Source organism: Streptococcus parasuis (assembly GCF_021654455.1).
GTDB classification, from domain to species: domain Bacteria; phylum Bacillota; class Bacilli; order Lactobacillales; family Streptococcaceae; genus Streptococcus; species Streptococcus parasuis.
Genome location: NZ_AP024276.1, coordinates 987,853 through 999,498, shown reverse-complemented (window position 1 = coordinate 999,498; position 11,646 = coordinate 987,853). Strand labels below are relative to the sequence as shown.

General features: G+C 38.5%; 11 protein-coding genes and 1 pseudogene. 8 read left to right on the top strand and 4 right to left on the bottom strand.

Going from position 1 to position 11,646, the window contains the following annotated elements:
• Positions 1-4: 4 nt before the first annotated feature.
• From L6410_RS04995 to L6410_RS04960, 8 genes are all read left to right on the top strand, one after another.
• Positions 5-916, top strand: coding sequence for a conjugal transfer protein (locus tag L6410_RS04995; RefSeq protein ID WP_006906972.1), 912 nt, complete (start codon positions 5-7; stop codon positions 914-916).
• A gap of 119 nt (positions 917-1,035) precedes the next feature.
• The gene (locus L6410_RS04990) at positions 1,036-1,674 is read left to right on the top strand and encodes a TetR/AcrR family transcriptional regulator (RefSeq protein ID WP_006906971.1); all 639 of its coding nucleotides are present in this window, start codon (positions 1,036-1,038) and stop codon (positions 1,672-1,674) included.
• A gap of 34 nt (positions 1,675-1,708) precedes the next feature.
• Positions 1,709-2,743 (top strand): alpha/beta fold hydrolase, encoded by a 1,035-nt coding sequence (locus L6410_RS04985; protein WP_006906970.1) that lies wholly within the window; start codon positions 1,709-1,711, stop codon positions 2,741-2,743.
• Positions 2,740-2,937, top strand: a complete 198-nt coding sequence (locus L6410_RS04980; protein ID WP_472547619.1) for a cysteine-rich KTR domain-containing protein — start codon at positions 2,740-2,742, stop codon at positions 2,935-2,937. The genes L6410_RS04985 and L6410_RS04980 overlap by 4 nt, the downstream gene beginning before the upstream one ends.
• Before the next feature lie 338 nt (positions 2,938-3,275).
• Positions 3,276-3,698 (top strand): RNA polymerase sigma factor, encoded by a 423-nt coding sequence (locus L6410_RS04975; protein WP_006906969.1) that lies wholly within the window; start codon positions 3,276-3,278, stop codon positions 3,696-3,698.
• Positions 3,695-3,925, top strand: coding sequence for a helix-turn-helix domain-containing protein (locus L6410_RS04970; RefSeq protein ID WP_006906968.1), 231 nt, complete (start codon positions 3,695-3,697; stop codon positions 3,923-3,925). Before L6410_RS04975 ends, L6410_RS04970 begins: the two co-directional genes overlap by 4 nt.
• Positions 3,926-4,379: 454 nt before the next feature.
• The gene (locus tag L6410_RS04965; RefSeq protein WP_006906967.1) at positions 4,380-4,583 is read left to right on the top strand and encodes an excisionase; all 204 of its coding nucleotides are present in this window, start codon (positions 4,380-4,382) and stop codon (positions 4,581-4,583) included.
• 82 nt (positions 4,584-4,665) lie between these two features.
• The gene (locus L6410_RS04960; protein ID WP_006906966.1) at positions 4,666-5,883 is read left to right on the top strand and encodes a site-specific integrase; all 1,218 of its coding nucleotides are present in this window, start codon (positions 4,666-4,668) and stop codon (positions 5,881-5,883) included.
• 169 nt (positions 5,884-6,052) lie between these two features.
• On the opposite strand, the pseudogene mutY reads toward L6410_RS04960, so the two are convergent.
• From mutY to L6410_RS04940, 4 genes and pseudogenes are all read right to left on the bottom strand, one after another.
• Positions 6,053-6,835: pseudogene (mutY, locus tag L6410_RS04955) on the bottom strand (A/G-specific adenine glycosylase); the annotation flags it as partial.
• Positions 6,836-7,803: 968 nt separating this feature from the next.
• Positions 7,804-8,196, bottom strand: coding sequence for a PaaI family thioesterase (locus L6410_RS04950; protein ID WP_174235197.1), 393 nt, complete (start codon positions 8,194-8,196; stop codon positions 7,804-7,806).
• Positions 8,180-9,922 carry an ABC transporter ATP-binding protein gene (locus L6410_RS11135; protein WP_237396461.1) on the bottom strand — a complete coding sequence of 581 codons (1,743 nt, stop codon included), beginning with the start codon at positions 9,920-9,922 and terminating at the stop codon, positions 8,180-8,182. Before L6410_RS11135 ends, L6410_RS04950 begins: the two co-directional genes overlap by 17 nt.
• Positions 9,909-11,645, bottom strand: a complete 1,737-nt coding sequence (locus L6410_RS04940) for an ABC transporter ATP-binding protein (protein ID WP_237396459.1) — start codon at positions 11,643-11,645, stop codon at positions 9,909-9,911. Before L6410_RS04940 ends, L6410_RS11135 begins: the two co-directional genes overlap by 14 nt.
• Position 11,646 lies beyond the last annotated feature (1 nt).

Genomic DNA, 11,646 nt, shown 5'->3' with positions numbered 1-11,646 from the left:
AAATATGAAATTCATCAATCATAACAACAATAAAAAACAGCTTCCAAAAGAGAAGAAACCCCGTATTCATAAGATAAATCCTCGAAGAAAGATAGTGATTGCCCTGTGGATACTCTTAGCAGTCAGCTTCAGCTTTGCGGTATTTAAGCATTTTACGGCAATAGATACCCATACCATTCATGAAACGAAGGTCATCGAAAAAGAATATATGGATACGCATAATATAGAAAATTTTGTAGAGAAATTTGCGAAAGTCTATTACACATGGGAGCAAAACAGCACCTCGATTGACAACCGAACCAAAGCACTGAAAAACTATCTGACAGAGGAGCTTCAAGCTCTTAATAACGACACGGTACGAAAGGATATACCGGTGTCCTCCTCGCTTCAAAACTTTCAGATATGGAGCGTCAAAAATACTGGGAATCACACCTTTGATATGACCTACAGTGTAGAACAGCTTATTACAGAGGGAGAAAGCAAGAAAAACGTGCAGTCTGCTTATTCTGTCAGTGTCTATGTGGACAGTGCCGGAAACATGGTCATCATTAAGAATCCGACCATTACAAGCATACCGTCAAAGTCTTCCTATCAGCCTAAGATAATAGAAAATGACGGCACGGTGGATTCTGTTACTGCAAATGAAATCAATGACTTTTTAACCACCTTCTTCAAGCTCTACCCGACTGCCACGCAAAAGGAACTGTCCTACTATGTGACAGATGGAATCCTAAAACCGGTTGGAAAAGAGTATGTTTTTCAGGAGCTGGTCAATCCGATTTATAATCGTAAAGAAAATCAGGTTACAGTGTCTTTATCGGTTAAATATCTTGACCCACAGACCAAAGCAACGCAGGTATCACAGTTCAGTCTGACACTTGAAAAGAATGATGGGAATTGGAAGATTGTGAAGTAATCTAATCAAAGAAAATATTACCATTTCACTCTTTACCATCCGAAATTGACCAATCAGTCAAAATATGATATACTCTAATCAAGAGTACTGACTGATTGGTCAATTTAGTGAGGTGTCTAATGGTTACTAAGAATTTTGAAAAAATTTCAGATGAAAAAAAGGAGCAAATAATAACCAAGGGAATTGAAATTTTCTCAAAGTTTTCCTTTGTAGAAGCACGGACTGATTTAATCACTCATGAAGCTGGTATTTCTAAAGGTTTATTATTTTATTATTTTGGCAATAAAAAGAATTTTTACTTATACCTGTTTAAACATACAGTCGACCTATTGACACAAGATTTAGAATACGAAGGAACTTATGATAATTTTTATGAAATAATTTTTTATATGATGGATATGAAATATAATTTAATCACAAAATATCCAAATGAAACAAAATTTTTAAATATGGTTTCAAAGGAAACACACAAAGAAGTTAGTAAAGATATTAGAAATATTTTAAGCATATATCATAAAAAATCAAAAGAAAAATCAAGTAAGATTATTTTAAGTGCTGTTAAAAAATTGAAACTAAGACAAGACATAGATACTCAAAAAATTATAGAGAGTTTAAGTTTGTATATTGATGCAATTGTAATGAAATATCTACATTTGTATCAAGACAAGCCAATGGAGTTATTTGATAATTTTCATGAATTTAAAAAAGATGTTAAAGAATATCTTGATTTAATGATTTACGGAATTGTTATCGAGTAAAACATTCAAGAATTATAGTTAGGAGGAATGTTGAATGAACTATAAAAATCCATACGAAAAATTGTCTGGAAAACTAAATAATCGAAAACTGGTAAATGCTGGTTTTTCAGAAAAAACTTATGATACAGGGAGCGTTAAGCTGAACTATGTGGTTGGTCCTAAAAATGGACCGAGTTTATTATTGATTCCTGCTCAAATGGGTATGTGGGAAAGTTATAAGAAAGTACTTTTGCCACTATCAAAAATTTTCCAAGTATATGCCATAGATGTGAGAGGTCATGGAAAGTCTTCTTGGACACCGGGGCATTATTCATGGAAAATTATTGGTGAGGACATAAAAATATTTATAGAAAATGTAATAAAACAAAAAGTTATTATTAGCGGAAATTCATCAGGTGGCATTATCGCTCTTTGGTGTGCTGCTAATATTCCTGAATATATTTCCGGAATTATTCTTGAGGACGCACCCATTTTTTCTGCTGAAATGCCACGATTTAAAGAACAAGATAAATTCGTATATAACGGGCTAAAGCACCTTGTTAATCAAATCGGAAATATACCAGATAGAGATTTAGCAAATTATTTTCAAAATATGGAAGTACCAGCTTCTGATAAGAGAATCAAAAGAATTCCAAATTGGTTTGTTAGTTGGTTATCACGAAAGATAAAGAAGTTTCAGGATAAATACCCTGATAGTCCGGTTGAAATTGGCTTCCCAGATAGCTTACGTTTGCTAATTAAATCATTGTCTATGTTTGACCCGGATTTTGCCAGAGCCTTTGTAGATGGCAGGTTTTATGATGGTATTGACCATGCAGAAGCTTTTGAAAAAACCAAATGCCCCGTACTGCTTATTCAAGCCGATTGGAAACGCTACGAAAATTACGGACTTATAGGAGCATTTGATGATGATGACGCTCATCATGCTATTTCCTTGGCTCCGCAAATAATATATAAAAAAGTTTCCGCTAATCATGTTATTCATACTTTCAAGCCAAAAGAGTATATTAAACTATTATCAGAATTTAGAGAAATTGTATCTGATAATTCTATATGTAATGGTGAGTGATGACGATGTTGCTAACAGAATGGTTGTTATGTCCTATATGTAAAAGTAAAACGAGGATAAAACTACGAAAAGATACCGAATTAAGGAATTTTCCTCTTTACTGTCCTAAGTGTAAATTAGAAACTTTAGTTAGTATAAAAGAGTTTAAAACCACAATCATTAAAGAGCCGGACGCAAAGACGCAGAGCCGATGATGTAAGATATAAAATCTTATGTTATCGGCTATTTTTATTAGGAGAATTATCATGAAAAATATATACTACAAGCCGATTTTATACGGCATTTGCTTACAAACATAAAACACAGTTATCTATACAAAAGAATCCTCCGTGGTTTTTCACTTCCACAAATAATATAAGCAACACTGCATGGACACATAAACAGAGAACGGTCTGTTTGTGTGTTTTTTATTTATCCGAAATTTTTTTGACTGGTAATGCAACAAATCCCCCTTTCACGTCGGGACTAAGAGTGAAAGGAGGTAAAGGAGCAAGGCTCACTTCCTTTCAATCCAGAGAAAGGGGGTGAGAACATGAAACCGTCATCTTTTCAGACAACGATAGAAAACCAGTTTGACTACATCTGCAAGCAGGCTATGGAAGATGAACGAAAGGACTATTTCAAACAGCTTTCCAGACTGGCAAAACATGAAGTGTCCTTTTCGGAAATCGGCGATTATCTTGTCAGTCAGTTTGCCACAACAGACAGCTATGTAACGGACTTTCAGATTTTTATGCTGAACGGCATATCCATCAGCATTGAAAATGACCTGCTAAGCGAAGCACTGCGGAACTTGCCGAGCAACAAGCGTGAGATTCTGCTTCTGTTCTATTTTATGAATATGAGCGATTCGGAGATTGCAGACATGTTGAAAGTAAACCGTTCCACTGTTTACCGGCACAGAACCGGCGGACTTGCCATGATGAAGAAGTTTATGGAGGAATTTGAAGAATGAAGAAGAATTATCCTCTTGTTCCCTTTCCTCTCATTGTCAAAGCTGCTGACGGCAATTCAGAAGCAATCAATCAGATTATCCGGCACTATCGGGGATATATGACAAAACGCTCCCTGCGTCTGATGAAAGACGAATACGGAAACCAAAGCATGGTTGTTGATGAGGTTTTGCGTGGACGAATGGAAACAAGGCTGATTACAAAGATTCTGTCATTTGAAATCAAGTGACACACGCTCTCTTTTCGTGGAAGCGTGATGACGTTTCCACGCTTCCCGATTGGAGAGGCTTGTTATTCTGCAAAAGCATATATTCCCATATGTGTTTTTGCAGGCGAATAAGCCCCTATGTTCTTTGAAAACTGAATAAAGCGGTCAGATACGTTGCGATAAGAAACGAGCTGATGGACTGGTACGCCATGACCTGTCAGAAATGACAGTGAGCGATTGATACCGGAACTCCATAAGTCATCATCAGCAAGATGATTGCCATGACTTTTTTATCGACATAATGATACTCCCGTACAGTCACAGTCCGAGCGTTGAAGCACAGAGAACCTGTGTGAGCCGTCGCAGGCAATGAGTACGGCTGCATGAGAACCATGCAGGGGTGAGATTCCCGTGAGCCTTGCCAAGGCTGTCTGACTGCTTGTAAAGCCAAAAATTTGAAAGGAGGATTGATGACATGAATCAGGCTTATGTTCCTATCTGGGAACGCTACACGCTGACGATTGAAGAAGCTGCTAAATATTTCCGTATCGGTGAAAATAAGCTGCGTCGTTTAGCAGAAGAAAACAAGAATGCAGGCTGGCTGATTATGAACGGGAACAGGATTCAGATCAAGCGAAAGCAATTTGAAAAAGTGATAGATACATTAGATGTCATATAGGGTATAAGGGTCTTGAATAGATATGGTATAATCGTATCAAGTCGTATCAAGGCTCTTTCCATACAGGAAAGGAGCAGATACCATGTCAGAAAAAAGACGTGACCGTAAAGGTCGGATTTTGAGGACTGGAGAGAGCCAGAGAAAAGACGGAAGATACTTATACAAATATATAGATTCATTCGGAGAAACACAGTTTATCTACTCATGGAAGCTGGTATCTACGGACAGAGTACCGGCAGGCAAGCGGGATTGTATCGCACTGCGTGAAAAAATTGCAGAGATACAAAAAGATGTTCAAGATGGGATTGATGTTATCGGCAAGAAGATGACACTTTGCCAGCTTTACGCCAAGCAAAATGCTCAGCGTCCTAATGTAAAAGCAAACACAAAGACCGGACGTAAATATCTGATGGAAATTTTGAAGAACGATAAGCTGGGCGCAAGAAGCATAGACAGCATTAAACCGTCTGACGCTAAGGAATGGGCTATTAGAATGAGTGAAAACGGATTTGCCTATTCCACCATCAATAACTATAAGCGGTCACTGCGAGCTTCCTTTTACATTGCGATACAGGATGATTATGTAAGAAAGAATCCATTTGATTTTCAGCTTAATACCGTTATTGATGATGATACCGTTCCTAAAACGATATTGACACTGGAACAGGAAGCAAGACTGCTTGATTTCGCAAAGTCTGATACGGTCTATCACAAGAATTATGACGAAATTCTGATACTGTTAAAAACCGGACTTCGTATTTCAGAGCTATGCGGTATGACTGTTACAGATTTGGATTTTGAAAATCATCTTATCTTGGTTAATCATCAGCTACTAAGAAACACTGAGCTTGGGTATTACATTGAAACACCTAAAACCAAAAGCAGTGAGCGGCAAGTACCAATGGTTGAAGTTACATGTCAGGCATTGAAAAGAGTATTGGCAGTGCAAAACCAAAACGAATGTGTTGAGATTGATGGATATAGCAACTTTCTTTTTCTCAACAGAAATGGCTATCCTAAAACGGCATGTGATTTTAACAGCATACTAAGAAACCTCATTAAAAAGTACAACAAATGCCATGAGGAAAAATTGCCACATATCACACCGCATACACTTAGGCATACATTCTGCACCAACTGTGCCAATGCCGGTATGAATCCCAAAGCCCTGCAATATATTATGGGACACGCAAACATAACTATGACACTGAACTATTATGCACATGCGACCTGTAATTCGGCTATGGAGGAAATGAAACGCTTGGAAAAAGAACAACAAGCAAGATGTTTAGTCCTTTAAAAGAAATGAATTTACTACCCTTTTACCACTTTTAACAATCAATTCATAACAAATTACACAAAGAAACGTGAAGTATCTTCCTAAAGAAAAAATGCCCGAAAACCTACATAACAAGGCTTTACGAGCATTTAAGAATATTCAAAATGATAATTGGAAATTTGTGATATGTTTCTAATAAAAATTGATTTTCTTTATTTCTAATGAGAAATCCTTGGTAGGCCACGGGAATAGGCTTTTTCTTTGGTGCTTTGATTGGATACTTATCCATTGTACCATTTAAGTAGGCTGCGCTAAAGGCTTTGACTGGGCTGTCCTGGGGACGTGGATTACCTGGCGATTCAATATCCGAACCCAGATCCATCAGTGCTTGGTTGAAATCACCCGGTCGCTCTGGATCAATCAATAGCTCCATCATCGCTTGGAAAATCTTGCGATTGGCAGGCAAACCAATATCATAATCAACCTCAAACAAGCGGCTGAGAACACGCATCACATTGCCATCTACCGCTGGTTCTGGCAAGTCAAAAGCAATACTGGAAATAGCTCCGGCAGTATAAGGACCAATGCCCTTTAGGCTTGAAATGGCAGCATGCGTGGTCGGAAATTGCCCATCAAAATCTTCTACCATTTGCTGCGCTGCCTTTTGCATATTCCGCACGCGCGAATAATAGCCCAATCCCTCCCAGAGTTTGAGAATGACCTCCTCTGGTGCTTGTGCTAAATCACTAATCGTAGGCAAGTGATGGAGAAACCGTTCATAATAAGGAATGACAGTGTCAACTCTTGTCTGTTGAAGCATGATTTCCGACACCCATATAGCATAGGGATCCTTGGTCCGTCTCCAAGGCAAATCACGTTTATTGGCATCATACCAATCTAAGAGTGCCTTGCGAAAATCTTGAATCTTTTCCTCCGGCCACATTTCAATTCCATATTCTTTCAAATCTAACATACATCTAGTATAACACAAAGAAAGGGAGCCAGCTTTTGCCAACTCCCTTATCTTGTTTATACTTAGCTTCATCATTATTCTTCTTAAACAGTTTAATGTAAGTTTTATGACTTTTGGGCCGATATTTTAACTCTGCTCTACATATAATATAGGTTAACTACTTCACAATTACCAATATATAGACAATATGCCACCAAAATATCCTACTAATTTAACTTATGAAAAATAATTTTACTTGTTTTTTTACACATTTTTACACAATCACGCTATTAGATCTTTTCATTTGTAGGGTATTATATAAAAAACCATAATGAACGGTGGTTAACACAATGAATCTAAAGAAATGCAGACAGATACTTAATGCTGTTGCACTGTTTGTGCTAATAATTGTTTTTGTTTCAAACATTCCTCTTTTTCATTCGATTCACAAAGAAATGATTTATGTATCTATATTTCTTATAATTCTTGATATAATTTTTAGATTTATCTTTTTACGATGTCCTCAATACAAAAAATTATTAAATTTTAAATGGTCTTCCCAAGGTATTTGTCATAATTGTGGAGCTCGATTAGAAGATGATGTTTCGGAATCATAGCATTCAACATTATATAATATTATTAAACAATCTACTGTTTGGATACTTTTTAAACGAGTATTGTGGAATAGACAACAAAAAGCCTTACCGATATTCAGGTTTCATTCTGAAAGTCGGTAAGTTTTTTTTTATTCATTACTAAGATATTTTGTTTTCTAAATAAGTATCAAGTGTTGCCAATTCCTAAGCAAATTTTCTTGGAAATACTAATTTTACCGGGTTTCTTTTGGCGGTACTCTTATTCAAACTCAACGACAATTAAAACCAGACAACCTCCAATGGATGGGGAACTTTGGAGGTTTGAGATAAAGAGAACGAAGTTTGTTTCTCTCAATCTAACCAAGACCGGCTGCTTTTGATGTTCGTTGAGTATTATTCTACTTTACCTGTTACAAACATGGTAAAGCTTGCTGAAGCAAGTAGCTGTTTATCTTGATTTTCTATCTTCACTTCGACGACCTTTGTTCTACTTCCATCATGTGTGCAAGAACCAGTGACGGATAAGCTATCACCAAGTTTTGCCGCCTTCATATAATGGATATTGGACTGTAGGGTGACTGAATAAGAACCCCCTGCTACTGTAGTCAATCCTGCTACTGAATCAGCTAATGTAAAGAGGAAGCCTCCATGAGCCATACCATATGGATTGAGAGACTTTTCAGTCACCTTAGTAGTCAGTAGTACCTCTTTCTCATTGAGCATTGTAGCTTGATAGTCATCTAAAACTGTAATCGGTTGTAAGTCTAATTTATCTAACACATTCATTCTCCTCTGATTGCTGACTCGTTTGCATTTGGTAATATACGCCCTGCTTCTTCATCAACTCTCTATGATTTCCTTGTTCAACAATTTTTCCATCCACCATTACTAAAATCAAGTCAGCTGATTGAATGGTTGACAGGCGATGAGCAATAATAAAACTGGTCCGTCCTTCCATCAATTTGGCAAATGCTTCCTGTACTAAAATTTCTGTCCGTGTATCAATAGAGGAAGTCGCCTCGTCTAAAATCAGGATTTTAGGTATTTTAACAAAGACACGCGCAATTGACAAGAGCTGACGTTGTCCTTGAGATAAGGCTTCTCCTCCATCTGCCAAAACTGTATCATAACCTTGCGGAAGCTGACGAATAAAGAAGTCTGCATTAGCTGCCTTAGCCGCCTCAATGACCAATTCCCGCGTGGCATTTGGATAGCCATAGGCAATATTATCATGAATGGTACCAGATTTGATCCATGTCTCCTGTAAAACCATCCCAATCTGTCTGCGAAGATCCTCACGACTGTACTGGCTAATCGGAACCCCGTCTAAAGCAATTTGACCAGCTGTTACATCGTAGAAGCGCATAAGCAGGTTAATCATGGTTGATTTACCAGCACCAGTAGGTCCAACAATGGCTACCTTTTGTCCTGCTTTGACATCAATGTCCAGATGTTCTATCAGAGAACGGTCAGCGCTGTATGAGAAAGACACATTGTCAAAGGAAATAGCTCCCTTCAACTCCTCCGAATCGATTTTCCGCTCAGCCTGATCGTCGATACTCTCTAGAGCCAAAATAGCAAACAGCCTGTCTGCACAAGCTAAAGCGCTCTGCAATTCCGATAGGACCGAGGAAATATCATTAAAAGGCTTGCTGTACTGACTAGCATAATTGAGAAAAGTTGTCAGTGAACCCACTGTAAACTGTCCTGCCATAATTCTCAGCGCTCCAAGTCCTGCAAGTAAGGCATAAATAATAGCATTGATAAACCGCGTACTTGGATTGACCGTTGAAGAGGCAAAGATAGCCTGTTGGGAATAGGTCGCATACTGTTCATTCACAACTTGAAAATGCTTCGTAAATTGCTCTTGAGCATTGAAAGATTGGACCAGTGTCAATTGACTGATGGACTCTTCCAAAAGTTGAGATTGCTTCCCACGTGCCTGTGTTTGTTTTCTATAATAACCATAGGATTTCTTAGCGATATAGCGTGCAACAAGCAGAGACACGGGAGTCAGGGCAACAACAACCAACATCATCGTCAAGTCAAGCCTAGCCATAGTGAAAATGGTTAAGAAAATGGTCAAGATACCTATGAAAAATTGATTGAAAACCATTAAGAGTCCGTTGGTTAATTGCTCACTATCACTTGAAAAACGAGCTACCAAATCACCAACTGAATGACGATCCAGATAAGATAGGGGCATCTGGTGCAGCTTAACATAAACCTGTTCACGCAAGTCGGACACCATTCCATAAACCAAGCGATTGGTTACTAGTGGGAGATACCATTGCACCAGCGTATTAAGCAAGATAACCATCACCATTTTGCCAATTATCCCTAGCAAGACCTGACCATCCGCTATCAATACTGCATCAACTGCCTGACCAATCAAGATAGGTAGATAGACTGTCAGAAGCACCTGCACCAAAGTTCCCACCAACATCAAGGACATTCGAAAGGGTTGGCCTAAAACCAATCTGACCAGTTCCTTAAAACTAGATTGTTTCATGGCTGTCCTCCTCCCTATGTTGTGATTGATCGATTTCTTGGTAAATGGCAGATTTTCTCAGCAAGTCTTCATGACGGCCAAGTCCCACTTGACGCCCTTGATCCAAGACTAAAATCAGATCAGCTGTTCGTAAACTATTGGTTCTCTGAGATACCATTATTAAGGTTTGCTCAGGCAATTCACGACGAATCGCAGCCAATAACCGACTCTCTGTCAGATAATCCAAAGCAGAGGTCGCATCATCTAAAACCAATATCGGTGCTTTCTGTAAAATAGCGCGTGCAATAGTCAAACGTTGACGCTGTCCACCAGAAAAATTCTTCCCAAAGGCTTCGACAGGACTATCTAGGCCTCCCTTGTCCTCAATAAAGGACTTAGCCTGTGCAATTTCCAGCGCTACCCATAACTCACTGTCCAATACACTTTCTAAGCCTAATGACAGGTTAGAACGCACAGTCCCAGCAAAAAGCTGAGCCTGTTGCGGAACGATAGCTAATTGCTGCCGCCACTCTTTCAAATTCCTAGGACTTTTCCCATCAATAAAGAAAGAGAGTTGGCTGGTCGGTATGGAATAAAGTGCCTGTAAAAGGTCTACTAAGGTTGATTTCCCTGAACCAGTCCCACCAATCAGACCCATAAACTGTCCCTTACCTAATTCAAAATCAATATCAATTAGTGATTCCTCAGCAGATTTTGGATAAGAAAAGGAAAGATGATTCACAGAAAAAATCAATTCCTTGTCTCTACTATAAACTACTGGCAAATTGGCATCCACATCTTCAGATTTCTGCTCAAAAACCTCTTGAATACGCTGGGCTGAAATATAGGTCTGATTAAGAGTTGTCACAACCATAATCATTTTCACCAATTCAACTAAAATTTGAAGAAGATAATTGATTAGAGCAACCAGCATTCCTTGCTCCAAACGATTATCGGAAATAGCACTATTGCCCTGCCAGATGAGAAGAATCAAGGTCCCATTAACTACCAAAAACGTCAAAGGCGATAAGAGACTGGACCAAAAACCAGCCTGTAGCTGTTGCTTCCTATATCCTTGATTGATGCCTTGAAATGTCTTGATTTCCCGCTCTCTCTGCCCAAAAGCTCGAATCACTCTCCAGCCAGTCACCGTTTCTTGTACCTGTCCTACCAAACCATCTAATTCCTTTCGAATAGATTGATAAATACGGCTGGTCAGGACTGAAATCCCTGTTACAATGACCAGCAACAGAAGAATCATTCCTAGAAAATAGATTGATAGACTTGGGCTAATATAGAATGCCATTATCAGTGAACCAAATACGACAATCGGAGCCCGTAGGAATAAACGTAAAAAAGTATTGATACCTGTTTGAACCTGCAACGTATCACTCGTCAATCTAGTTAATAAACTGGCGGATGAAAGTACGTCTCGACTTGATTTTGGAAGAGAAAGGACTTTCTGATACAAATCATTCGTTAATGCTTTTGTCACTCCGACTGCTGCTTTGGCTGAGAAATATTGTGCTGTAATCGAGACAATAATTCCAATACAAGCGAGTCCAACTAGTAATAAAAGCATGGCAACCAGGTCTCCCCGGTTGCCATTTGGAATAATTGTATCTACGATATAGGCGATTATCAACGGAACAAGAAGTTCAAAGCTAGCTTCCAATAGCTTGAAAACTGGACCTAGAATGGATTCCTTGATATAGTCCTTAAAATACCGTGATAAAAATCTCATA